We start from the raw sequence: 24,598 nt of genomic DNA on the forward strand, positions 1-24,598 counted from the left end.
AAATATTAACTGAATCCTAGTATTGTTTGGGTAAAGTGGGTCTGGTTTTTGATACTAGCTTGAACAAATAATATTAAAATGAAAAAAATACTTATCGCAATGTCATTCGTACTAGGATTGAGTACAGTTTACTCTCAACAAGTACAAGGTTCAGTAACATCTAAAGCTCAAGAAAAAGCTATAAGAAAGGAGCAAAAGATGCAAAGCCCAAAAAAAGATTTTAAAAAGGAATACTCTGAATCTGCTGAAAATGGTAAAGAAGGAAAAAAGACTTTTGAAAAAGGAGAACATAAAGGAAAATTAAAAGCAGATGGTACGCTAGATAGACGCTATAAGGAAAACCGTAAACTTAAAAAAGACGGCACACTAGATAAGCGTTTTAAGGATAAAGAAAAAGGCAAAGAATAAGGAGTTATTTCTTTAAAAAGAGTAAAGTTCGGTTGTGAAATATCCGAACTTTTTTTGTGTACATCTATTCCATTCCTGTATTTTAAGACGTATCTTTGAGGTGTTAATTAAATACTGGAAAATGAAAAGAGATTTATACATTGATTTTGCTAAAGGATTAGCCACTTTATCCATCATTTTTATACATACCACTTTTTGGAGCGGACAGTATTATATTCCTACGGAACTTAGAGTACTGTCATTGTTATTTGATGTTCCTATTTTCTTTGCACTTAGTGGTCTTACCTCTGGCGGAAATGTAGAAAAAACACTTTATAGGCTACTTAAACTCCAAGTAACCTATATGATTTTTGTAACACTATTGTTTTTTGTAGATTATTTCTTTAAAGTTTTTGGGCTTTACTTTTTTGGTTTAGAGAGTTTGAAAGGTTTTTATGCTACTTTTGGAAGCAAGTTTGTACCACAATCCATAGCTTATTTTCCTCAATGGGAAAATTTAGGAAATTGGTATTTACATCAATATTCTACTTGTGATACTTTTCCAGTAGTTATGGGGAGTTTTTGGTATCTTAAAGTTTATTATATTCTAACGGTACTAGGAGTGTTAGTACTAAGGTTTTTCCATCAACATATCAATTGGTTTATAATATTATGTTTTGGTTTAACTTTATTGTTTAATATTTTCCCACATTATTATCCAACGGGTCAGGTGGGATATGTTTCTTTTTATCTTGGTGTATTTTTGGTGGCTCATAAAATGAAAGGTAAGAGGATAAAGAATAATTATATTCCGCTGTTGTATGGAGCTTTGGCTCTGATTTTAGTATGGATGTTTTGGTTCTATGGAGCGGATATTTTTTATAAAATAAATAAACAAAAATTTCCTCCAAGAATACCGTATATTGTGTGGTCGTTCCTTTCTTTGATAACAGTATTTGTACTTTATAACAGGCTTAAAATCACTAAGGATAATTTTATAAATTATATTGGTAAGAATGCCATTTTTTATTATTTTGCACAAGGTATTAGTTCATCATTGGTTTATTTTATGGTGGTTTCTTTGCAGGATAATATCCATTGGGGAGTTTTAATTTTAATGGTTTATTTGGTTAATGTGGTTTTGGCTATATTTATTGCAGAGCTACTTAAAAAGATAGATGCTTTAGGTTGGAATACTTTAATTTGGTTGAGAAGAAAGACGGCAAGTGCTGGTTAAATAAAATTTACTTTTGTAGAAATCTAATAAAGAGTATTTTTGCAAAAAAATAATCTTGATAAGAATTGTAGAAAATAATGATTGGATTATATACTCTCTTTTAGGAGTTGGTTTTTTGTATGTGGTAATGTTTCGTGTTCTTTTAAGAGATATAAGTTTAATTAAATTTTTTACTCTTAAAGAAGAATTTGCTAATAATACTATTCAGTCTTGGGTTATAACCAGTGTAGGGTTTACTATTTTGGCGTCTGTAGCTTTATCTGATATTCTTCCCATAAATCCACATTTGTTTGCCAAATATTTTAATATTTTTGGATATACTCCTAATAAAGTAGGCAGTATTGTTTTAGCATTAGTTTTTCTGTTTTTTTTTAGGACAGTATCTACCTATTTCTTTTTAGCTAGTATAGGGGAAGTAGAGCGATGGAAAAGTTTTTATTTTTTGACTACAAAATTCTTTTTAGGCTATAGTTTAGCCCTAATAGGACTAGTGTTTGTTCAGAATTATTTGCTTACAGAAAAAGCGTGGGTGATATATATGTATATCGTCTTTTTTTGTATGTCTTTTATTTTTAAAAATTTGGTTTATCTATTTCATCATAAGGCTATACTGCCAGATGAGTGGTATTATAAAATTTTGTATATTTGCACGCTCCAAATTTTGCCTTTTTTGGTGGTTTGGAAATTTTTATTCTTTTAATTAAATTTTAAGATTTTAAAATGTCAAAAATTAAATCTATTCTAGTATCTCAGCCTCAGCCTGCGGAGTCGTCTCCTTATTTAGAACTTGCGAAAAAGGAAAAAATAGAAATAGATTTTCGTCCGTTTATTTATGTTCAAGGGGCAGATGGTAAGGATTTGAGAACACAGAAAATAGACCTTTCTAAATATACAGGTGTTATTTTTACGAGCCGAAATGCCATAGACCATTACTTTCGTATTGCAGAAGAAATGCGCTTTTCGGTGCCAGATTCTATGAGGTACATTTGCCAGTCAGAAGCTATCGCTAATTATTTGCAGAAACACATCGTTTATAGAAAAAGGAAAATTAGTTTTGGTGAAAAATTGCCTACAGATATAATTCCTTTACTCAAGAAATATCCATCAGAGAAGTATCTTTTACCTTCTTCTGATATTCTCAATGATGGGATAACTAAGGTTTTGGACGAATCTGGAGTGGATTGGACCAGAGCTATTATGTACCGTACGGTTAATAGCGATTTGTCTGATTTGAATATAAATAACTATGATGTATTAGTATTTTTCAGCCCACAAGGAATAAAATCTTTGGTAGAGAACTTTAAAGATTATAAAAAGTCTAAGTTTAAAGTAGCTGTTTTTGGTAACTCTACTAAAGCAGAAGCGGAAAAAGCTGGATTAACAGTAGATATTATGGCTCCTACCAAAGAAAATCCGTCTATGACAATGGCATTAGAAAACTTCATCAAAAAAGCCAATAAGTAGGAGATAAAATAGATAATATAACATATTAAACCCATTATAAAAGGTCATCATCTTTCAATGTAACGAAATGAAGATGACCTTTTTAGTAAAAATAAAAAATGATGCAACCACCTAAAGCAATAAAAAAACTACAGAAGCTAGTTATTCATAACGATGAAAGGATAGACCCTTATTTTTGGTTGAACCAAAGAGATGCTCCTGAGGTTTTAGAATATCTTGAGCAAGAAAATGCTTATACAGAATTTATATTAAAGGATACCGAAGATTTTCAAAAAGACCTTTTTGAGGAAATGAAAGCGAGGTATAAAGAAGATGATGCTTCGTTGCCGTATTTTTTTAATGAGTATTGGTATATTGTAAGATTTGAAAAAGGGAAAGATTATCCACTCTTTTTCAGAAAGTATCAAACTTTAGAAGCGGAGGAAGAACTTTTGTTAGATGCCAATCAACTAGCGGAAGGTAAGAAGTTTTTAGATGTGGGAAGTATGGCGGTGAGTCCTAATAATCAATTAGCTACTTATTCTACAGACGAAACAGGAAGACGTATTTACAGTATTTTTATTAAAAATTTGGAAACGGGAGCAGTCTCCAACGAAGTTATAGAAAACACCACAGGTAAAGCTGTTTGGGCTAATGATAACGAGCATTTTTTCTATATTAGAAAAGATAAAAGTCTTAGAGCATATCAGATTTTTAGACATAAACTAGGCACTTCTCCTAGCGAGGACGTTTTAGTTTTCCACGAAAAAGATACTTCATTTGATATTAATTTATTTAAAACTAAATCTTTAGAATATATATTTATTGCCAGTTCTAGTACAGTTTCAGATGAGCATCGTTTTATTCCAGCTGATGATGTGTTTGCACCGTGGCAAATTGTTCAAACTAGGGAAGAAGGCTTAGAGTATGCGGTAGAGCATTATCAGAATCATTTTTATATCATTACCAATGAGGGAGGAGCAACCAATTTTAAATTAGTGAAAACACCAGTAGCTAAGCCGCAGAAAGAAAATTGGCAAACGATAATTCCTCACAGAGAGGATACTTTGTTAGAAGGTTTTGAAATTTTCAAAGATTACCTCGTGGTGGAAGAGCGTAGAGAAGGTTTACTTCAAATTAGCATCAGGCATTGGGAAACGGGTGAACAATACTATCTTCCGTTTCAAGAGGAAACCTATACGGCGTATATTGGATTGAATTTAGATTTTAATTCAACAAAATTAAGATATGGGTATTCATCTCTTGTTCAGCCATCTGCTACTTTTGAATTTGATATGACGCATCAAACCCAAATACTTCTTAAAGAGCAAGAAATTTTAGGTGGTAAATTCTTGAAAGAAAACTATACTTCGGAGAGGTTATGGGCATCTTCAAGAGACGGTGTTACACAAATACCTATATCTTTAGTTTACAGAAAAGATACGGTGCTTTCTAAGGATACGCCGTTGTTGCTTTATGGCTATGGAAGCTATGGGCATACGATAGATGCTTCGTTTTCCAGAGGGAGATTGTCGTTACTAGATAGAGGTTTTGTTTTTGCTATTGCACATATTAGAGGAGGAGAATATTTAGGTAGGGAATGGTACGAAAAAGGAAAGTTACTTCACAAAAAAAATACCTTTTACGATTTTATAGACTGTGCCAAATTTCTAATTGAGAAAAACTATACTTCTTCAAAGCATCTTTATGCTATGGGAGGTAGTGCGGGGGGATTATTAGTAGGGACTGTTATTAACGAAGAACCTAACCTTTTTAATGGAGCGGTTGCACAAGTTCCGTTTGTAGATGTGGTTACCACGATGCTAGACGAAGAAATTCCTTTAACAACAGGTGAGTTTGACGAATGGGGAAATCCTAAAGAAGAACAATATTACCATTATATGAAGTCCTATTCTCCGTATGATAATATCAAGGCTCAAAGTTATCCTCATTTACTAGTGACTACAGGATATCACGATAGTCAGGTGCAATATTGGGAACCAGCAAAGTGGGTAGCAAAGCTACGAGATATGAAAAAAGACCAAACCCTTTTGATTTTTAAAACTGACTTTTCTTCAGGACACGGAGGGGCTAGTGGCAGATTTGAGTCACTAAAGGAAGATGCTTTAGAGTATGCTTTTTTGATGAAGTTAGAAAACTCAAGCAGGTAGTGTATTATCTGATGAAAGTGCTGGTTTTGAGAATTAATTTAGAAAAATATTTGGCTATGTCAAAAAAACTTCTTTATTTTGCACTCTCAAATATTTAGTAGTAAAAAAAGAACATCGAGATATGTCAAGAATTTGCCAAATAACAGGAAAGCGTGCGATGGTAGGAAACCATGTTTCTCACGCTAATAACAAAACGAAGCGTCGTTTTGAGATTAATTTATTAGAGAAGAAGTTTTACCTTCCTGAGCAAGAGAAACATATTACACTTAAAGTTTCTGCTCACGGATTGAGAGTAATTAACAAGATTGGAATTGAGGAGGCTGTAGAAAGAGCAACTCGTAACGGATTTATCAAATAATTAAGAAATCATGGCAAAAAAAGGAAATAGAGTCCAAGTGATTTTGGAATGTACAGAGCATAAAGAAAGTGGTGTTGCTGGAATGAGCAGATACATCACTACTAAGAATAAAAAGAATACAACAGAAAGATTAGAGCTTAAGAAGTATAATCCTGTTCTTAAAAAATATACACTTCATAAAGAAATTAAGTAATCATCTTTAAAGATATTTTACAATGGCAAAGAAAGTAGTAGCAACCCTACAAACATCTTCTAAGAAGATGACTAAAGTAGTGAAAATGGTAAGATCTCCTAAAACAGGAGCTTATGTTTTTGAAGAGAAAGTAATGAATGCAGATGATGTAGATGCTTATTTGAAAAAATAGGTATTTATTCGTTTAGTATAAGAAATATAAAAGCTATCCAAATAATTTATTTGGGTAGTTTTTTTATATATTTGTTTCTGTTAATCATACATAAAAATATATGAGTTGGTTTAAAAAAATATTCAAAAAGGAAGAGAAGGAAACTTTAGATAAGGGGTTAGAAAAGTCAAGTCAAGGCTTTTTTGAAAAAATATCCAAGGCTGTCATAGGGAAAAGTAAGGTAGATGATGAAGTTCTAGATGACTTGGAAGAAGTTCTTATTGCGTCAGATGTGGGGGCTCAGACAACCATCAAGATTATCGAACGAATTGAAGATAGAGTTGCTAGGGATAAGTATGTTGGTGTAGATGAACTACATAAGCTTCTTAAAGAGGAGATTACAGCATTGCTTTTAGAAAATCCTCACGCCAATACAGGTAATGTAGATGAAACTAAGAAACCTTATGTAATAATGGTAGTGGGAGTTAATGGAGTGGGTAAAACAACTACGATAGGTAAATTAGCACATCAGTTTAAAACACAGGGTAAAAAAGTGGTGTTGGGAGCAGCAGATACTTTTAGGGCAGCAGCGGTAGACCAATTGGTAATATGGAGTGAGAGAGTTGGGGTGCCTATTGTAAAGCAAAATATGGGTTCTGACCCTGCTTCTGTTGCTTTTGATACAGTGCAGTCTGCGGTAGCTCAAAATGCTGATGTAGTGCTTATAGATACAGCAGGAAGGCTTCATAATAAAGTGAACCTAATGAATGAGTTGTCTAAGATAAAAAGAGTGATGCAAAAAGTAATCCCTGAGGCTCCACATGAGGTTTTATTGGTGTTAGATGGTTCTACAGGTCAAAATGCATTTGAACAAGCTAAGCAGTTTACTGCTGCAACAGAAGTTAACGCTCTTGCCGTTACAAAACTAGATGGTACAGCAAAGGGAGGTGTAGTTATTGGTATTTCAGATCAATTTCAAGTTCCTGTAAAATATATAGGGGTAGGAGAGAAGATGGAAGACTTGCAGTTATTTAATGGCACAGAGTTTGTTGATTCTTTCTTTAAGAAAAAGAGCTAAAAACTCAAAAAATAAAACACTAAATCTTTAAATTATTAAATAAAAAAGTAGGAGTATTATTAACCTAATACAGTTATATACTAATATTTTTGATTAACTTAATTATAAAGAGATTGTTCTAAAAACAAGGGCAATCTCTTTTTTTGTAAATAAAACATAAAAAAAATAAAAAAGTATTTTTCAAGTAATTAAGTAATAATAAATAGCTATTTATTAAAAAGTTTATACTTTTGCAAAAAATAAAAAAACACATGCCCAAAAACTTAGTCATCGTAGAGTCTCCTGCAAAGGCAAAAACCATACAAAAATATTTAGGTAAAGATTTTAAAGTGTTGTCTAGCTTTGGACACATTAGAGATTTGCCTAAAAAAGGAATGGGGATTAACCTTAGTACCTTTACTCCAGAGTATGAGGTGTCTGCAGATAAAAAGAAGTTGGTGTCAGATTTGAAAGCAGCAGCGAAGAAAGCAAATGTGGTATGGCTAGCATCTGATGAAGACCGAGAAGGGGAAGCCATTGCTTGGCATTTGGCTCAAGAACTTAAGTTAGAAGATGATAAAATAAAAAGAATCGTATTCCACGAAATTACCAAAAATGCAATTCTAAAAGCCATAGAAACACCTAGAAATATTGATAAAAATTTGGTAAATGCACAACAAGCTAGGCGTATTTTGGATAGAATAGTAGGTTTTGAAATGTCTCCTGTGCTTTGGAAAAAAGTAAAAACAGGACTTTCTGCGGGTAGGGTTCAGTCGGTTGCAGTTAGGCTTATCGTAGAAAAAGAAAAGGAGATACAAGACTTTGTTCCTAATTCTTATTATAAGACAGAAGGGAAATTTTTAAATTCTGATAATCAGGAAATATCGGCTCAATTGAAAAAAAGTTTTTTTGAAGAGGCTGAAGCAAAAGAATTTTTAACATTATCAAAGAATACAGAATTTAAAATTCTCAATATAGAAAAAAAACCAGGTAAAAGAACAGCTTCTGCTCCTTTTACTACTTCTACACTTCAACAGGAAGCGAGTAATCGTCTGGGATACGGAGTTACCACTACTATGAGAATTGCACAGAGATTGTACGAGGAGGGATACATTACCTATATGAGAACCGACTCAGTTAATTTATCCCAAGAAGCGATAGAAGGTGCCAAAGAACAAATTATAAAAGAATTTGGACAAGAATACTCTGAACCGAGAAATTACACTACTAAATCATCTTCTGCACAGGAAGCTCACGAGGCTATTCGCCCCACAGATTTCAAACTGAAAACGGTTGCAGGAGATACTCAACTTAATAGGCTATATCAACTTATTTATAAGAGAACGCTGGCTAGTCAAATGACGAATGCTCAAATAGAAAAAACAGTTGTAGAGATAGGTAATCCGAAGTTGCCGTATAATTTTGAGGCTCATGGAGAGGTTATTGTATTTGAAGGTTTTTTAAAAGTTTATGGCATATTAAAGTCGGAAGAGGAGGATACAGAGAATGCCGAAAAAACCTTACCAAAGGTAAGGGTTGGGGAAAGCTTAACTTATCAAAGTATTATTTCCGTTCAGAAATTCACTCGTCCACCTGCACGATATACAGAGGCAGGGCTAGTGAAGAAGTTAGAAGAATTGGGTATTGGAAGGCCTTCTACCTACGCTCCAACTATACAGACCATACAGAATAGGGAGTATGTAGATAAAAAAGAGATTGCTCCACAGGAAAGAGAAATTATTAAACTTAATCTTACCTCAAATAAGATAGATAGAGAAGTTTTAACCGAAAATTACGGTGGAGATAAAAATAAATTTGTACCTACGGATATAGGTATTGTAGTTAATGATTTCTTAACCGAAAATTTTGCAGAAGTTTTAGATTACGGTTTTACAGCTAAGGTGGAACAAGATTTTGATGATATTGCAAATGGTGATGAAAAATGGAAGGAGGTGCTGTCTGGGTTTTATGAAAAATTCCACGATAAAATAGAAGATGTAGAGGAAAATGCGGAGAGAGCCAATGGGGAGAGAATTTTAGGAAAAGATCCTAAAACAGGAAAGACGGTTTTAGTGAGAATTGGTAGATATGGAGCTATGGCTCAGCTAGGAGATAGTGATGATGATAATCCCATTTACTCTTCGTTATTGTCCCACCAGAATATCAATACCATTACGTTAGAAGAAGCCTTAGACTTGTTTAAAGTTCCTTTTGATTTAGAAAAAGTAGACGGCAAGACTGTTTTGGTGGGGGTAGGTCGTTTTGGACCTTATGTGAAGTGGGGTGAAGCTTATATTAGTATTCCCAAGGAGGAAGATCCATTATCTGTGAATCAAAAAAGAGCAGAAGAGCTTATCAGAGAAAAACAGAAAGCCGATGCTCCTATAGCAACATTTAAAGGAGAGCCTGTAACTAAAGGAACGGGGCGTTTTGGACCTTTCTTGAAGTATAAAAATATTTTCGTAAATGTGCCTAAGAAGTATGATTTTGAAAATCTTAGTCAAGATGATATTGTAGAGCTAGTAGAGGCTAAGCTAGAGAAAGAAGCCAACCGTTACATTAAACAATGGGAAAAAGAAGGTATTTCTATAGAGAATGGAAGGTGGGGACCGTTTATCAAATTTAATAAAACTAATTTCAGGATTCCTAAAAATGGAGATGAGAAATACACTGCTGAAGAATTGAAAGAAATACCTTTGGAAGAGATTAAAAAATGGATTGTGGCCCAAGATAAAAACGCTTTTGCAGAGAAGAAAATAGCTAAAAAGAAAACCACAACCAAGAAAAAATAGTACATACTAATGACTATAGAAGAGATAGTAAAGTCTTTTCCTCTAGGGAATTATAAAAATTGGCAACTGGGGAGCTTGGTTTCTAATGAGATAAAAGAAGGAGGAGTCGTATTATTATTTTGCTCTGATGATAGAGGAGCAGGTAGCTCTGCGGTAGCGAAGGATTTTAGTACAATAAGAAAATGTTTATATCAACTTTCTAAAAGTGATTTTAGCTTTCCTATTTGTGATTTAGGAGACCTAATATCGGGGAAATCGTTGGAAGACACGCAGTATATTGTTGCTGAAATTGCTTCTAAATGTATTGCTGAAGGTGCATTACCTATAGTTATTGGTGGAGGTAACGACTTGGCACTTTCGTTATACTCTGCCGTAAAAAAACATAAAGAGAAGATTACCTATACACAAATCAATTCGTTTATACATTTAGAAGATGTAAAGGAGGGGATTAACGAACGAAATTTCGTGTCTAAAATATTGAATGAAGCTTCGCTGAAGAATTATTATCATTTAGGCTATCAAAAACATTTGAACGAACCTCATTCGGTTTCTGTACTCAAAGAGATAGATTTTGAAGTGCTAAGACTCGCTGATATGATGAATAGCACAGATTTGGCGGAGCCTTTCTTAAGAAGGGCGGAAGTGGTAAGCCTTAGTGCTGATGCGGTGGAGAGTTTTAGTGGAGAGTTTTCTTTTCACGCTCAAGTTAATGGGTTGAATAAGAGGGAAATTTGTGCCTATATGAAAGAAATAGGCTTAGGTGAAAACTTAATGGCTTTTGGTCTATTTAATGTAAATATAGATGTTTCTCATTTAGCTTACAATCAGCTTGTTTCTCAAATGATTTGGTATTTTTTAGAAGGCTTTAGTATACAGAAAACTCACCCTAAAGAACGCCAATACGAAAATTATTTAGTGGTAATCAATAATCAGGATTATACTTTTAAGAGAGATACCTTTAGTGGATTATGGTATTTTGGGAGCAATGATAACATTTTGAAGTGCTTGCCTTGTGCAGAAATGGACTATCATAATGCTAAAAATGGGCTTTTAAATCCTAGATTTTTAAAATAGTATGAAGAAAGAAGTCTCCGTTATTGTTCCTGTTTATAATGTTGAACGCTTTTTAAAGAAGTGTTTGGACTCTTTGGTCAACCAAACATTAGAGGATATTGAAATTATCATAGTAAATGATGGAAGCAATGATGGTTCTCAATCTATTATTACTGAATACGAAAATAAGTACCCTAATAAAATAAAGGCGTTCCAAAAGGAGAATGGTGGATTGAGTGATGCTAGGAACTTTGGCTTAGAACAAGCGAATGGTGAGTATATAGGCTTTGTAGATAGTGACGATTTTGTGCGAGAAACAATGTTTGAGGAGATGTATCATCTTGCAAAGAAGCACCGAGCAGAAATGGTAGTATGTAATCTACAAAAAGTAAATGAAAAGGGAGAAGTCACCCAGCGACTTACACAAATACCTAATATGCCCGAAAAAATAGTCCTAGAGGAGCATTTTTCAGTCTTTTCTGATATGAGTTATTTTGCGTGTAATAAATTGTTTCATAGTGATTTATTTCAGAATAAAAGATTTAAAAAAGGAGTTCATTTTGAGGATATACAGCTTATCCCTCAATTATTGTTAGAGTGCAGAGTTATTGCTCAAACTCAAACCTACCACTATCAATATTTGGAGCGAACAGACTCTATTACTAAAACCCATACAGAAAAGGGGCTAGATATTATAAGAGCGGTAGAAGATGTGGAAGATGCATTTGGAAAATCGTTCTATAAGTCTAAAAAAGAAGAATTAAAAGGATTTCAGATTTTGGAAGGATTTTATACTTTTTTAGCCTATTTGGCATTTGTTAAAGATGAAAAAGTATATTGTAAATTATCTGAAGAGTTAAAAAGATTTCTCCTTAAACGAAATATTACTAAGAGCGAAATATTGCAATATAATAGATTTGGAAAGAATTATCTCGTATCTTTGCCGATTGGGAAGCGGGTTTACTATTTACTTTACCTGTTGGGCTTAAATAGATTGTTAAGAAAACTAATTCACTAATAACAAGCAATGAAAATTGTTTTTTTACATCCTATATTTACCATTATAACTATAATTTTAATAGCTTATAGTTTTTTAGAGGTTTATAATTATAAAAATTATAAATCGGTGTGGGCGGTGGTATTTGTGATGATTCTTTTGGTAGGTTTTAGGAGTGGGGTAGGTGCAGACTATGGAGTATATGTACAGATGTATGAATATTTTGGTCAGAAAACAGCATATACGACGGTTTATAATAAAGCTTTTTTTTCTGGTAGTGAGAGGTTAGATATTGAGTGGCTTTATGTTTTGGTAGGAAAATATGTATATGATTTTGGTTTTCCTTTTTTTATTTTCACATTTGTAGTAGCTTTATTTTCAATTCTTCCAAAGTATTTTACTTTTGAGAATGCGGTGGTTTATCCATCGTTGAGTTTATTGCTTTATATGTTTCCTTCTTATTTTACAGCAGATGGGGGGCATATGAGGCAGGCTGTGTCAATGTCTATTCTTATTTTTTCTTTTCATTTTATTAAAAAACGAAATTTACCGTTGTTTTTATTGATGATTTATTTGGCAATGGGTTTTCATAAATCTGCTGCTATTTTTATTTTAGCTTATTGGATAGCCTTAATTCCAATGACTAAAACAAGAATTATTCTTTTTTTAGTAGTTAGTGCTATTTTATCTCCATTTCAAGTGTATCAATATTTTTCCTTGTTTGATACATTAGCGCCTGCTGAGGTTTATGAGGGCTTTTCTGCATACGAAACGATAGAGAATAGTGAAACAACGGGGAGAATAAGCTTTACAGATATGATGGCTATTTTTTATGGCTATTTCCTAGTTACTTATAATGAAGAGGCGTGTGAGAAAATTCCTTATTATGAATATATGAGGAATATAGCATTGTTTGGAATTTGTTTGTCTTTTATATTCAGAGGGAGTCCAATATTTTCTTCAAGATTAGCTATGATATATATGATTTTTATAGTAATGGTTTTGCCTAATATTATTGCAGCTGTAGGTAATGAAAAACATAAAAAATATTTACACTTAATAATTGTTTGTTTTGCTATTTTTTATTATTTTGTCTATGGTAGTCTTCAAGCCACTAGAGCTGGATATACATGGTATTATAGCAATTATTTATGGTAAATTAAACTTTTTTAAATTAGGATATGGCTTATCTAGACTATTTAATTCTGCAATTAGGAATACCTTTATTTTATATAAAGGTAGTGGGTGCTGTTTTTGTATCATTGATATTATGCTTTTTTTCAATTCCTATCATACTTAAGATTTCTAAAAGGAAAAACTTAATGGATGAGCCTGGTATTAGGAGTTCTCACGTGCGTAAAATTCCTAATTTGGGAGGGATAGCCATATTTTATGCTATTGGTATAGCTACTCCGATGTTTGGATATGAACTATTTGATTTATATAAATTTCTATTTCCCACGCTGATTATTCTATTATATGTGGGAGTGATGGATGATATTGTCATTATGAGGGCGTATAAAAAATTATTTATTCAAATATTTGTAGCTTCTTTAATGGTAATAGGTTCTGATGTAAGGATAAGAAGTTTGTTTGGACTCTTTAGTATTTATGAATTGCCCTATTTTATAAGTATTTTGTTTACAATAGTTACTATTGTAATTATTATAAACTCGTTCAATTTGATAGATGGAATAGATGGTTTAGCAGGGACATATACTGTTATTTGTTGTTTACTTTTTGGTATTAGTTACTACAAATTAGGAGAGGGTAATTATCCTATGGTTATTTTGTGTTCTTCAATAATAGGAGCTTTAAGTGGTTTTTTATACTACAATTTGTCTAGTAGTAGAAGTAAAAAAATATTTATGGGAGATACGGGTTCTATGATAGTAGGGTTTTTATTAGCATTTACTGCAATATATTTTATAAATATCTTCACATTAAGTGGAGAAAGAAGTCCATATTATCTGCCAACGGCTCCTGTTATTGCGTTTGCGATACTCATTTTACCAATGGTAGATACCCTCAATGTGATTTTGATAAGGCTACTTAGCAAAAAATCACCTATGGAAGCAGACAAGAATCATATTCATCATAAGCTTTTAGACCTTGGGTTATCACATAAAAAATCAACTTTTTATATCCTATGTTACTATATGTTTACGATAATAATGGTCTATTTTCTTAGACATATGGATATAAACCTGCTTCTTGTTTTTGTTTTGACGCTAGGTTTTGTAGGAGCATATACCCCAAGATTTATTCTAAAATTGAGAAATTAAAACTTACTTTTGCATAAATATTTTTCTATGAAAGAGGTAAAACTATATCTATTATTGCCAATTGTATCTTTGTTTCTAGTATCTTGTCTGACGACTAAAGAGGTGAGATACCAACAGCCTAACGAACATCTTGTTCTTAATGAGAAAGGGTTAATCCCATATAGCAATGAGGTTTATCGAGTGACTAAGGCGGATATTCTTAATCTTAATATAGTAACCACTCCCAAAGGTGATGCAGCACAGTTCTATTCTCGTTTTAATACCTCTGGTGGGGAAAATGGAGGAAATGTAGGTGGGGCAGTAGGAGGCGGCGTTGCTGGTGGAGGAAATGTGGGAGGTGTAGGAGGAAATAGAACTTTTTATTTTAATGGGTTAAAGGTAAACTCTAGAGGGAATATAGATATAATGGGTATAGGAGAAATAAAAGCTGTGGGTAGAACTATTGAAGATATGGAAGCAGAAATACAAACTCGTGTTAATGAAAATTTTGTGGAAGGCAAATCTCAAGTAAGACTTAATACAGACGGGATTACTTATTATATGTTGAGTGATATAGAGGAGGGAGGTAATCTTACAGGAGAAAAGAGGTCTTATACCAGTATGCTAAGTATTACTGAGGCTTTAGCTCAAAATGGAGGACTGAACAGGACGGTGGATAAAAGATACGTAGTTTTACAAAGAAAGTATCCAGAAGGTATTAAAAGAGTTACACTAGACCTAACAAGAGATGATATTATGAATTCTCCATATTATTGGATTCAAAATGGGGATATGATTTATCTTAACACCCGATCTAAGAGTTTGTATGGGTTTGGTAAGGAACCTTTGCAAACATTAACTACAGGGGTTTCTCTTATAACCACAGCACTTTCTGTATATTTGTTAATTTCAAGATTTTAGATTTATGATACCAGATAAATTAGGACAAAAATCATCTAATATTCAGCCTGAAACATCAAAAGTTGGGACTTTTGATGTTTTTAATGTAGAATTTTTTTTAAGAAAAATCATAAAAAATTGGTACTGGTTTTTGTTGCTAGGTATACTAGGCTACATTATTAGCTACATTTATAAAAGATATTATGTACAATACATTTACGAATCTAGTATTTCTCTGAGTGTTTCTAATAATACAGCAAGCTATTTAGCGCCTAGCAACCAGTCTATTAATTTCATATGGGGGCAAGGAGGAAATCAAGATGGGTTGTATGTGAAAAAAATATTGCTTTCAAGGACTCATAACGAGTTTATTACTAGAAAACTTGATTTGTATATCAACTATAGCACTTCTGGTAAACTAAAAAGTACATTCTTGGATAAGAATGAAGCCCCGTTCCTTTTAGAAATAGATAAAGAGCACCTTCAGGCAATCAATACCCCAATTACATTTATCCCCGATGGGAATTCTTATAAAGTTAATTTGCCAGAAATCTTGCCCGATTATTTGTATAGCTATAAGACCGAGGATTTTCATCCTTTAAAGAGAAAGGGGAAAGATAGTACGACTTCTAAAAGAATACGACTATATCAATGGTATGAGTCTCCCCATTTTAGATTTAGACTTGTGAAAAATCCAGTACAGCATAATATTGGGTACGATAATATAACGGTTATTTTGAGTAGTATAGACCAAAAGGTAAAAGAAAATATAAATAGCATCAATGTAGAGTTTGATAAAGAACTACCTTCTATAATGTCTATATCAAAGAAGGGGACTAATCTAAACTCTACAGTTAACTTTTTGAATAGCACAATAAAGGAACTTATAGAAAAAAGGAAACAAGACAAAAGTTTAGTAGATAAAAATACAGTTGCCTTTATAAAGAAAAATTTAGACAGTGTAAAAATAAAGTTAGATTCATCAGCGCAAAGTCTAAATGGGGTTAAAATAGATGAAAATATTGTTGATGTTGGAGGAGGAGTAAGTCCTATAATGGAAAAAATTAAGGATATAGAAAAAAGGAAAGCCGATTTACTAACTCGTATTTCTGCACTTAATAATATCCGAAACTCTATGAACAAAAATTTAGATGAGGTTATCAATATCAATGCTGCGGGAGTGGAAGATGGTAATTTTATGGCTTCTGTTACTGAACTGAAAACTCTTATACAGAAACGGGAGGAGATGAGAACGATTTATACCCCAAACTCCGAACCTATGAAGGAAATCAATCGTCTTATTAGAGAAGCCAGAGGCAAGTCTTCTGGGGTTGTGGGGAATTATTATAATATGTATTTGAGCGATATAGAAAAACTAGATGTAGAGCTTTTACAGTATGAGAGAGAACTTAGAAAACTTCCTATTAAGGAACAAAAATTAATTGATGCAGAGCGAGGCTATTCAATTAACGAAACAACATATAATACTTTGCTTTCAGAGCAAGCAAAAGCAGAAATGCGTCTTGCAATAGGGTTGTCTGATATAACTGTTTTAGATTGGGCTAAAAATCTTGGTCAAGGTCCAATAGGTCCCAATACGTCTATGTTTGGGATAGCACTTATTGGAGGATTATTGTCTATTCCGTTTCTCATACTGCTTATAGGTTCTCTTTTGGATAATAAGGTGAGAAATATTGGAGAAATTATCAAGGCTACCAAAATGCCACTGTTGGGGGTTATTGGTAAAAGTTCTACCGAGAATAATCTTACAGTAATTCAGCAGCCTAAATCTTCTATTTCCGAAGCCTTTAGAGGGGTGCGGTCAAATTTGAGATTTTTATACGATGATGACGGAGAGGAGGGGAAAGTCATATTGGTAACATCTTCTATCAGTGGAGAAGGTAAGACATATACTTCTATAAATATAGCTTCCGTTTTGGCATTAAGTGGAAAGAGAACCATATTATTGGGAATGGATTTGAGAAAACCTAAAATTTTTGGAGATTTTGAAATCAGTAACAAAAACGGAATTTCTAATTTTTTAACAGGGGAAGTATCTATGGAGCAAATCATCAATAAAACGAAAATCTCTACGTTAGATGTAATTACTGCTGGACCTATTCCGCCTAATCCGTCAGAGTTATTGATGAGTGATAGGAATATTAAATTTATAGAAGGTCTTAGGAAAAATTACGATTTTATTGTTATAGATTCTCCTCCTGTTGGATTGGTAGCAGATTCTTTTGAATTGATGAAGCATACCGACGTTAATATCTATGTTGTGCGTCACGAATATACCGAAAAGTATATGCTTAAAATGATTATAGAAAAATATCACAAACAAGAGGTTAAGCATCTAGGCTTGGTGTATAATGGTTATTCAGCTAATCAAGGTTATGGCTACGGTTACGGCTATGGCTATGGCTATGGCTACGGTTATGGCTACTTTGACGAAGATAAAAATTATCAAGAGCCTTTCTTAGTAAAATGGAGAAATAAATTAAAATCAATATTTAGTAAGAATTAAAGAAATACAGGCTACCTCTAATTTGGGAGGTAGTTTTTTTTCCCCATAATGTTTTGTTATTTTTGCTGTTCAAAACAAGGATAGATATGGCAAAAGCAAAGAAAGAAACTCCTCTAATGCAACAATATAATAGTATTAAAGCAAAATACTCTGATGCAATATTGCTTTTCAGAGTAGGAGATTTCTATGAAACCTTTGGGACAGATGCCATCAAAACAGCTCAAATTTTGGGCATTGTTCTTACTAAAAGAAACAATGGTGGAGATGGACAGAGTATAGAACTGGCGGGGTTTCCTCATCATTCTTTAGACTCTTATCTTCCAAAATTGGTAAGAGCAGGGCTTAGGGTTGCAGTATGTGATCAGTTAGAAGACCCTAAATTGGTAAAGGGTATCGTCAAAAGAGGGGTTACGGAATTGGTAACTCCTGGAGTTACATTTAATGACCAAGTTCTTAATTCTAAGAAAAATAATTTTTTACTTGCCCTTCACAAGGAAAAGGAGAAGTATGGCGTTGCTTTAGTGGATATTTCTACAGGAGAATTTTTGTTAGGAGAGGGCAATTTAGAAAAGTTACTACATATCATCAATACATTTGAACCTAGCGAAATTATTTACCAAAGAACTCAAGAAATTCCTAGTCAAGTTAAAAACAAAAGCGTTTTTAAGATGGAGGATTGGGCATTTCAGTATCATTTTGCTTACGAAAAGCTCACGCAACACTTTAAAACTAATTCTCTTAAAGGTTTCGGAGTAGAAGACTATAAGCTAGGCATTACGGCTGCTGGAGCTATTTTTGCCTATTTGGTGGAGGATACGCATCATAATTTGCTCAATCATATTACTCAGATAAAACTTATTCCGCAGGAAGATTATTTAATGATGGATCAGTTTACGCTGAGAAATTTGGAAGTGGTATTTCCTACACATCAAAACGGGAAAAGTCTTTTGGATATTATAGACAGAACAGCCACTCCAATGGGAGGAAGGCTTTTGAGGAGAAGATTGATATTGCCACTTAAATCCGTAAATGAAATTAACAGAAGACTCTCTTTAGTTGAATTTTTGAATAATGAGGAGCAGCTAAGACTAGATGTTGCAACAAGGCTTAAAGGTATTTCGGACTTAGACCGATTGATGGGTAAGCTAGCGGCAGAGAAAATATCACCTAAAGAACTAGGCTATCTTAGACAAAGTTTAGTTTATATTTCCGAGATAAAATCGTTACTGCATCAATATCCTGATGTTTTGGCGTGGCTTAATCCACTTAATCATTTGGAGGAAGTTATCAATACTTTAGAGAGTAACCTAAATGAGGAACTACCTGTAAACTTAGCCAAAGGCAATGTGATTAAGTTGGGTGTTTCTGACGAGCTAGACCGTTTGAGAGGTTTGCAGAACTCTGGTAAAGATTACCTAGACGAGATGTGCCAAAGGGAAATAGAAAGAACGGGCATTGCTAGTCTGAAAATCAATTTTAATAATGTTTTTGGTTATTATATAGAGGTTAGAAATACGCATAAGGACAAAGTTCCTGAAGAATGGATTAGAAAGCAAACGCTAGTCAATGCCGAGAGGTACATTACAACAGAACTGAAGGAATACGAAGACCAAATTTTAGGAGCAGAAGAGCGTATAGCCATTCTAGAGCAAGAGCTTTATAGAAAGGTATGCCAAGAGGTACTTGTTTATATAGACCAAATTCAGGAAAACGCACAACTTATCGCACAGCTAGATGTGGCGGTTGGGTTATCAGAGTTGTCTGTGGAAAAAGGCTATACTAAACCAGTGCTTAACGATGGCTTTAGTATAGAACTCAAAGAGGCAAGACACCCTATTATAGAAAATGCTTTGCCGTTAGGCGAAAAATACATTCCTAACGATTTGTTTTTAGACCGAGAGGAGCAGCAGATTATTATGGTAACTGGTCCCAATATGGCGGGTAAATCGGCGATATTGAGGCAAACGGCAGTTATTTGTCTTTTGGCACAAATCGGGAGTTTTGTCCCAGCTAAATATGCTTCTATTGGCATTTTAGATAAGATATTTACAAGGGTGGGAGCAACGGACAATCTCTCTGCGGGAGAATCAACCTTTATGGTGGAAATGAACGAAGCCGCTAATATCCTCAATAATATTTCCGACCGAAGTTTAATTCTTTTAGATGAAATAGGGCGAGGTACTTCCACTTATGATGGCGTTTCTATCGCTTGGGCTATTGCGGAATATTTGCATCAGCACCCAACCAAACCTAAGACTTTATTCGCCACCCACTACCACGAGTTGAATGAAATGACCAATAATTTTGAAAGGATTAAAAACTTCCACATTTCAATTAAAGAGCATAAGGGGAACATTATTTTCCTGAGGAAGTTGGTGTCTGGTGGTAGCGAACATAGCTTTGGTATCCACGTGGCAAAATTGGCAGGAATGCCTGCTACGGTAGTTAATAGAGCTAACGAAATCCTAAAAACTTTGGAAAACAACCGCTCACAGAATGATACAAAAGAATCTGTTAAAAGGGTAACGGAAGAAAATTTGCAACTCTCGTTCTTCCAATTAGACGACCCCGTTTTAGAAAACATCAGAGAAGAGCTTACTAAGATAGACATCAACACGCTCACGCCTATAGAAGCTATGATGAAACTCAACGCCATTAAAAATATGATAGGCAAATAATACAAAATGAAACCAAGGTTTAGTCTTTTCTGGTGTGCCATTACTCTGTTGTTATTTTTAACAGAAGTGATAATTGCGGTTTGGCTTAAATCCTGTTATTTTATTAGGGCATATCTAGGAGATGTATTGGTGGTAATTCTTATTTATACCTTTGTTTTGACTTTCTTTAAAACTAAAGAAAAAACTCAACTGATTTTAGGGATATTTCTATTTTCTGTTTTAGTAGAGGTATTACAATATTTTAGCATTGCAGAGAAGCTAGGGTTTAGAGAAGGTAGTGTAGGGCATATTGTTATTGGGAACTCTTTCTCTTGGTTAGACCTATTGTGCTATGCGGTGGGATGTGCTTTTATTTTTGTATTGGTTAAAATGAGAGGTAAATAACAGAACTTGCGATTTCTCTGCAAACCACTTTTTCTAATTAAAAATATTAGTTTTGTGGCTATTATAGTGCCTCTGTTGTGGGGGGCTACTAAAAAGAAAATCACCTGAAGGTTTGTTCTCCAAGTGATTTTTTATAATATTTCTAGAATACCAAATTACTTAGATAATAGAGTTTCTATCTTAGATAGCCTTTCTTTGAGTTCTTTAATTTCGGCATCTTTAGCTTTTAGGGCTTTGTCTTGCTCTATGCTGTGTAGGTAGAGTTCTTCTATCTTCTCCACATTGGTAAGTTGGGTAGCCATAAGGTCTATATAGCCTTGCTTTTTGATAGCTTCTGCAGATTGGTACCCTGGCAAATGCCCATTAGTCTTTACAAAGTTTTCTACTTGGCTAAGGGTTTTAAAGCTATAATCTGCCTTTAGGCTAGAAGTACCTGTATAATACTTTTGGAATACATAGTCTGGGAAGATAGTAGCACCACTAGCTCCCGTAAAACCTGTGGCTTTTACAGTACCTGCCACTTCTAACTTTTCAGTTGGGCTAGTAGTTCCTATCCCCACATTACCATTATTTTCTATTCTCATAGCTTCTGATCGTGTATCTGAACCATTCAATGTTGTTAGAAATGTAATATTTGTTCCATGTGCTACATCTGTCCAATTTTCTGAAGTATTAACAAAAATACCCCCTCTATTATAATTATATTTGACCCCATCATAAGCTCCTCCTCCCAAGGTTATTAGATGATCATTTTCCATTACTGCTTCTGGATTTTCAATTGTCCCTCTCAATTTTCTAGATAGTACCCCTGGCGACATGTTTGTATTAGAAGCCGACTGTAATAGAATTTCACCCAAAGCATTACCATTTCCAACTAAATGTAACTTTCTTTCGGGTGATTTAGTTCCTACTCCTATATATCCTTCATCGTTAATAAAAATATTATTTCCATCTAATCTTTCGGTTATCCCATCTGATAAGTTTTTGATTTTTGCTACTTTGTTTGTAGAATCGTTAACCCAAATCGTAGTTCCATTGTTTCCACTCTTTACCCACTTCGTACCGTTCCAATAGTAATATCCTTTTTCTGTAATATCTGCTACTTTAGTATCTATTGGAGAGATAGTGTAATCTGAAATATTATCTACATAGATTAAGGTAGATTCTTTAAGGAGCATCTCTGTATTGGTTGTCATGAGATAAGCTTTATTTTTACTCACATTTGGGATTATCAATCCTTCTAAAGTCTTATCCGTATTGTCTGACTTCCCTTTGATTTCTAAAGTAGCATTAGGCTTGTTATAGTTAATCCCTATTTTACCACTATAATCTTGTCCATAAGTTACGAGCCCTAATCCTAACAAGGCTAACACACTTAATTTTGTAGTCTTTGTTTTCATAAAATTTAATTTTAAAGTTGTTAATGATTTTGTTTAATTTTTTTCTTTGTTGTTCTTTGGGTTAAAATTCCCTAGCGTGGCGTTTAGGATTTCCTAACTAGAGAATTAAGATTTCCTAGCTAGGAAAATTTTTTTTCACGGCAGGAAATTCTGAACTTCTCCTTAGGCGTTTTTTTATACACACCTACTTCTGAAAAACCGCAGGCGTGTCGTTTAAATTTTCACGCCTGTGGTTGCCCAACCGCACGCCTGCGGTTTTTTTTTCACGCGTGCGGTTTTATCGCCCTCTGCTAGAGCTTTTCGTAGCTTAGCGTTGCCAGCATCTTTCTCAGGTCAGAACCTGGGGTAAAGACCACCTTGGCGTTTTTAATGGCTGCGGGGGTTACTTCCTCTTCTTTAGATTTTCCCTCGCTACTGATGCTCACCCTCATACTGCCGAGTTCTCCTAGGCGGATAATCTGTCCTTCGGCTAGAGAAGACTGCATCACATCTACCAAAGCGTAAAGCACCGCTCTGATGTCCGCCCCACTTACGGTGGAAATTTTCTCGATGTCCCTAGTCAGACCTGCTAAAGTTTTTTCGCTGACTACATTGGCAGAAGCGTAGTATTTTTTCTCGCCTCCACCGGCAACTCCCGGTTGCCCTTTCTGAATCACTTTGTACTTGATTGGCATAAAGATTTAGTTTTTAGATATTAGTTGTTAGTTGTTAAATTGTTCAGTCGTTAGGTTGTTAATTGTTAAATGGTTGGTGGCTATTAGAGCTTGGAGGTTCAGCGGTTCAAAGTTCAAGGATTCAAAGTTTAAAGTTCTGGGGGCGTAGTTCAATAGCTCCGATGATTCCTTGAATATTTGAACTTTAAACCTTAAACTAAAGCTCTTTGAACTCATAAGAAAACGCCTTTCCCCTCTAAACACACACAAAACGAGAGGAAAGGCTAAGGCAGAAAGAAAGCTGAAGCTCCCTTTCTGAACGCTAAAAGCACCCAACAAGAACGACCAAGTTGTAAGACAAAACAATGGTGCTTTTAGCAAATATTGATGAAAGCTAAAATTAGAATAGGATAAACGCCAAAAGCCCCCAACAAAAATTGGCGGAACATTTATAATTAACGATAAAAATCTAGATAAAAAGTGGTATAATACGCGTACGCACGCAACTATTCTGTGTGTGTGTTTACAAAATTATTTGGAACTACCAAATAATTTTGCAACTTTTTCACATTTGGTTGTATGTTGCTGATAAAGTAAGGCATAGCGATGGCAAATGTAAAAACTTTTTTTGATGCGAGCAAGAGGAGGGGTTATTTTTCAGTAGAGGGAGAATATAATACTGCCATTGTTTAAGAGTAATTATGTTTTGAACCAATGTCCATTATGGGGTTATCTAAGAAAAGGCTAATGGATACCCCCACCAATTAAATGGTTAAAAAGTTAATTCTGCATATTTGAATAAAAGACTTAACTTTGCAGACTATTAGTTTTTTTTTGAATGAAAAAAATCGTTGTCATTCCTACCTATAACGAAAAAGAAAATATACAGTCCATTATTCAAGCGGTGATGGATTTGGGGGGAGGTTTTCATATTTTGGTCGTAGATGATTCCTCTCCCGATGGTACGGCAGATATTGTTCGTTCTATGCAGAGGCTTTTTGAGGGTAGGCTTCATTTAACCGTAAGAAAAGTAAAAGATGGTTTGGGCAAGGCTTATTTGCACGGCTTTCGTTGGGCAATAGAGCAGGGCTATGATTTTATTTTTGAGATGGACGCCGATTTTTCTCACAATCCAAAAGATTTACCTAGACTTTATGAGGCGTGTTTAGAGGCGGATATGTCGGTAGGTTCTCGTTACTCCCAAGGGGTTAATGTGGTTAATTGGCCTATGGGAAGGGTTTTGTTATCTTATTTTGCGTCTAAATATGTAAGGTTTATTTTAGGTTTACCCGTGCACGATACTACGGCAGGGTTTGTCTGTTTCAGAAAAGACACTCTTCTAAAAATAGGGTTAGATAAGGTAAAACTAAAAGGTTATGGTTTTCAGGTGGAAATGAAATACAGAGTATTCAAAAAAGGTTTAAAAATAAAGGAAGTTCCTATTATTTTTACCGATAGAACCAAAGGCGAGTCTAAAATGAATGGCGGAATCATTAAAGAAGCCGTAATAGGTGTGCTTAATCTAAGATGGAAGGCTTTAATAGGTAGATTATGAATAGGTTAATTGGGCTTTTTTGGGTGATGATTTTCGTGGTAGCTTGTAGGCACTCGGTTGAAGCCCCTAAAGATTTATTATCCAAAGAAGAAATGGCACAGATAGTAGCAGACTTTGCTGTTTATACACAGTCTTCCGATTTTACTAGAAATATGGATATGGAGGAAGTCAGTCGTTTTGTGATGAATAAAAACAAAGCTAAAGGCAAAGCATTTGAAGACAGTTTTAAATATTATTTGTACAAACCGTCCGATGTAGATAAAATCTACGATATGGCTCAAGACATATTACTTAAAGACTCGGATTTAGAAGAGTATATTAAGAAGAAAGAAGCAGAAAATAAAAACCAAAATAAAGAAGAAAAAGTTAATGCAGGAGATTTACAACAACAATAGCAA

General features: G+C 34.1%; 22 protein-coding genes. 20 read left to right on the forward strand and 2 right to left on the reverse strand.

Annotated elements, in window-relative coordinates; translation table 11 throughout:
* Positions 1-78: 78 nt before the first annotated feature.
* From D1003_RS06810 to D1003_RS06895, 18 genes are all read left to right on the forward strand, one after another.
* Complete coding sequence (locus D1003_RS06810) at positions 79-408, forward strand: hypothetical protein (RefSeq protein WP_153936238.1); 330 nt, start codon at positions 79-81, stop codon at positions 406-408.
* A 121-nt stretch (positions 409-529) separates the two neighbouring features.
* Complete coding sequence (locus D1003_RS06815) at positions 530-1,624, forward strand: acyltransferase family protein (RefSeq protein WP_153936239.1); 1,095 nt, start codon at positions 530-532, stop codon at positions 1,622-1,624.
* Positions 1,625-1,679: 55 nt separating this feature from the next.
* Entirely contained in the window at positions 1,680-2,324 is a 645-nt protein-coding gene (locus D1003_RS06820; RefSeq protein ID WP_052910894.1) for a DUF4271 domain-containing protein, read from the forward strand.
* A gap of 20 nt (positions 2,325-2,344) precedes the next feature.
* Positions 2,345-3,088, forward strand: a complete 744-nt coding sequence (locus D1003_RS06825; RefSeq protein ID WP_052910893.1) for a uroporphyrinogen-III synthase — start codon at positions 2,345-2,347, stop codon at positions 3,086-3,088.
* A 101-nt stretch (positions 3,089-3,189) separates the two neighbouring features.
* Positions 3,190-5,238, forward strand: a complete 2,049-nt coding sequence (locus tag D1003_RS06830; protein WP_153936336.1) for a S9 family peptidase — start codon at positions 3,190-3,192, stop codon at positions 5,236-5,238.
* 121 nt (positions 5,239-5,359) lie between these two features.
* Positions 5,360-5,596 carry a 50S ribosomal protein L28 gene (rpmB, locus tag D1003_RS06835; protein ID WP_004916140.1) on the forward strand — a complete coding sequence of 79 codons (237 nt, stop codon included), beginning with the start codon at positions 5,360-5,362 and terminating at the stop codon, positions 5,594-5,596.
* Between the two features lie 10 nt (positions 5,597-5,606).
* Positions 5,607-5,789 carry a 50S ribosomal protein L33 gene (gene rpmG / locus D1003_RS06840; protein WP_004916141.1) on the forward strand — a complete coding sequence of 61 codons (183 nt, stop codon included), beginning with the start codon at positions 5,607-5,609 and terminating at the stop codon, positions 5,787-5,789.
* Between the two features lie 22 nt (positions 5,790-5,811).
* Positions 5,812-5,961: a DUF4295 domain-containing protein gene (locus tag D1003_RS06845; RefSeq protein ID WP_080985966.1), complete on the forward strand. Its 150-nt coding sequence runs from the start codon at positions 5,812-5,814 to the stop codon at positions 5,959-5,961.
* Positions 5,962-6,061: 100 nt separating this feature from the next.
* The gene (ftsY, locus tag D1003_RS06850; RefSeq protein ID WP_153936240.1) at positions 6,062-7,018 is read left to right on the forward strand and encodes a signal recognition particle-docking protein FtsY; all 957 of its coding nucleotides are present in this window, start codon (positions 6,062-6,064) and stop codon (positions 7,016-7,018) included.
* Between the two features lie 251 nt (positions 7,019-7,269).
* The gene (gene topA, locus D1003_RS06855) at positions 7,270-9,789 is read left to right on the forward strand and encodes a type I DNA topoisomerase (protein ID WP_153936241.1); all 2,520 of its coding nucleotides are present in this window, start codon (positions 7,270-7,272) and stop codon (positions 9,787-9,789) included.
* A 9-nt stretch (positions 9,790-9,798) separates the two neighbouring features.
* Positions 9,799-10,863, forward strand: a complete 1,065-nt coding sequence (locus tag D1003_RS06860) for a formimidoylglutamase (RefSeq protein WP_153936242.1) — start codon at positions 9,799-9,801, stop codon at positions 10,861-10,863.
* 1 nt (position 10,864) lies between these two features.
* Positions 10,865-11,860, forward strand: coding sequence for a glycosyltransferase family 2 protein (locus tag D1003_RS06865; protein ID WP_153936243.1), 996 nt, complete (start codon positions 10,865-10,867; stop codon positions 11,858-11,860).
* Between the two features lie 9 nt (positions 11,861-11,869).
* Positions 11,870-12,997, forward strand: a complete 1,128-nt coding sequence (locus D1003_RS06870; RefSeq protein WP_153936244.1) for an EpsG family protein — start codon at positions 11,870-11,872, stop codon at positions 12,995-12,997.
* Between the two features lie 23 nt (positions 12,998-13,020).
* Positions 13,021-14,124, forward strand: a complete 1,104-nt coding sequence (locus D1003_RS06875) for a glycosyltransferase family 4 protein (RefSeq protein WP_153936245.1) — start codon at positions 13,021-13,023, stop codon at positions 14,122-14,124.
* 27 nt (positions 14,125-14,151) lie between these two features.
* Complete coding sequence (locus D1003_RS06880; protein ID WP_153936246.1) at positions 14,152-15,024, forward strand: polysaccharide biosynthesis/export family protein; 873 nt, start codon at positions 14,152-14,154, stop codon at positions 15,022-15,024.
* Between the two features lie 4 nt (positions 15,025-15,028).
* Positions 15,029-17,530 (forward strand): exopolysaccharide transport family protein, encoded by a 2,502-nt coding sequence (locus D1003_RS06885; RefSeq protein ID WP_153936247.1) that lies wholly within the window; start codon positions 15,029-15,031, stop codon positions 17,528-17,530.
* 86 nt (positions 17,531-17,616) lie between these two features.
* The gene (gene mutS, locus D1003_RS06890) at positions 17,617-20,208 is read left to right on the forward strand and encodes a DNA mismatch repair protein MutS (protein WP_153936248.1); all 2,592 of its coding nucleotides are present in this window, start codon (positions 17,617-17,619) and stop codon (positions 20,206-20,208) included.
* A 6-nt stretch (positions 20,209-20,214) separates the two neighbouring features.
* Positions 20,215-20,592: a DUF2809 domain-containing protein gene (locus D1003_RS06895; RefSeq protein WP_153936249.1), complete on the forward strand. Its 378-nt coding sequence runs from the start codon at positions 20,215-20,217 to the stop codon at positions 20,590-20,592.
* Between the two features lie 155 nt (positions 20,593-20,747).
* Here the strand turns inward: D1003_RS06895 and D1003_RS11265 are convergent, their stop codons facing one another.
* Positions 20,748-21,992, reverse strand: a complete 1,245-nt coding sequence (locus D1003_RS11265; protein ID WP_260393350.1) for a hypothetical protein — start codon at positions 21,990-21,992, stop codon at positions 20,748-20,750.
* A gap of 290 nt (positions 21,993-22,282) precedes the next feature.
* Positions 22,283-22,666, reverse strand: coding sequence for an HU family DNA-binding protein (locus D1003_RS06905; protein WP_153936250.1), 384 nt, complete (start codon positions 22,664-22,666; stop codon positions 22,283-22,285).
* Positions 22,667-23,483: 817 nt separating this feature from the next.
* Here D1003_RS06905 and D1003_RS06910 point away from each other — a divergent pair.
* Both D1003_RS06910 and D1003_RS06915 read left to right on the forward strand, forming a co-directional pair.
* Positions 23,484-24,200 (forward strand): polyprenol monophosphomannose synthase, encoded by a 717-nt coding sequence (locus D1003_RS06910; protein WP_153936251.1) that lies wholly within the window; start codon positions 23,484-23,486, stop codon positions 24,198-24,200.
* A complete protein-coding gene (locus D1003_RS06915; protein ID WP_153936252.1) occupies positions 24,197-24,595 on the forward strand; it encodes a DUF4296 domain-containing protein in 399 nt (132 codons plus the stop codon). Before D1003_RS06910 ends, D1003_RS06915 begins: the two co-directional genes overlap by 4 nt.
* Positions 24,596-24,598: the final 3 nt, after the last annotated feature.

Source organism: Riemerella anatipestifer (genome assembly GCF_009663465.1).
Lineage (GTDB): Bacteria > Bacteroidota > Bacteroidia > Flavobacteriales > Weeksellaceae > Riemerella > Riemerella anatipestifer_C.

Coding starts and splice junctions, on each gene's coding strand:
- rpmB (WP_004916140.1), top strand. CDS start 5,360: ATGTCAAGAATTTGCCAAATAACAGGAAAGCGTGCGATGGTAGGAAAC.
- D1003_RS06870 (WP_153936244.1), top strand. CDS start 11,870: ATGAAAATTGTTTTTTTACATCCTATATTTACCATTATAACTATAATT.
- ftsY (WP_153936240.1), top strand. CDS start 6,062: ATGAGTTGGTTTAAAAAAATATTCAAAAAGGAAGAGAAGGAAACTTTA.
- rpmG (WP_004916141.1), top strand. CDS start 5,607: ATGGCAAAAAAAGGAAATAGAGTCCAAGTGATTTTGGAATGTACAGAG.
- D1003_RS06825 (WP_052910893.1), top strand. CDS start 2,345: ATGTCAAAAATTAAATCTATTCTAGTATCTCAGCCTCAGCCTGCGGAG.
- D1003_RS11265 (WP_260393350.1), bottom strand. CDS start 21,992: ATGAAAACAAAGACTACAAAATTAAGTGTGTTAGCCTTGTTAGGATTA.
- mutS (WP_153936248.1), top strand. CDS start 17,617: ATGGCAAAAGCAAAGAAAGAAACTCCTCTAATGCAACAATATAATAGT.
- D1003_RS06915 (WP_153936252.1), top strand. CDS start 24,197: ATGAATAGGTTAATTGGGCTTTTTTGGGTGATGATTTTCGTGGTAGCT.
- D1003_RS06810 (WP_153936238.1), top strand. CDS start 79: ATGAAAAAAATACTTATCGCAATGTCATTCGTACTAGGATTGAGTACA.
- D1003_RS06875 (WP_153936245.1), top strand. CDS start 13,021: ATGGCTTATCTAGACTATTTAATTCTGCAATTAGGAATACCTTTATTT.
- D1003_RS06885 (WP_153936247.1), top strand. CDS start 15,029: ATGATACCAGATAAATTAGGACAAAAATCATCTAATATTCAGCCTGAA.
- D1003_RS06860 (WP_153936242.1), top strand. CDS start 9,799: ATGACTATAGAAGAGATAGTAAAGTCTTTTCCTCTAGGGAATTATAAA.
- D1003_RS06905 (WP_153936250.1), bottom strand. CDS start 22,666: ATGCCAATCAAGTACAAAGTGATTCAGAAAGGGCAACCGGGAGTTGCC.
- D1003_RS06865 (WP_153936243.1), top strand. CDS start 10,865: ATGAAGAAAGAAGTCTCCGTTATTGTTCCTGTTTATAATGTTGAACGC.
- D1003_RS06880 (WP_153936246.1), top strand. CDS start 14,152: ATGAAAGAGGTAAAACTATATCTATTATTGCCAATTGTATCTTTGTTT.
- D1003_RS06830 (WP_153936336.1), top strand. CDS start 3,190: ATGCAACCACCTAAAGCAATAAAAAAACTACAGAAGCTAGTTATTCAT.
- D1003_RS06815 (WP_153936239.1), top strand. CDS start 530: ATGAAAAGAGATTTATACATTGATTTTGCTAAAGGATTAGCCACTTTA.
- D1003_RS06910 (WP_153936251.1), top strand. CDS start 23,484: ATGAAAAAAATCGTTGTCATTCCTACCTATAACGAAAAAGAAAATATA.
- D1003_RS06895 (WP_153936249.1), top strand. CDS start 20,215: ATGAAACCAAGGTTTAGTCTTTTCTGGTGTGCCATTACTCTGTTGTTA.
- D1003_RS06845 (WP_080985966.1), top strand. CDS start 5,812: ATGGCAAAGAAAGTAGTAGCAACCCTACAAACATCTTCTAAGAAGATG.
- topA (WP_153936241.1), top strand. CDS start 7,270: ATGCCCAAAAACTTAGTCATCGTAGAGTCTCCTGCAAAGGCAAAAACC.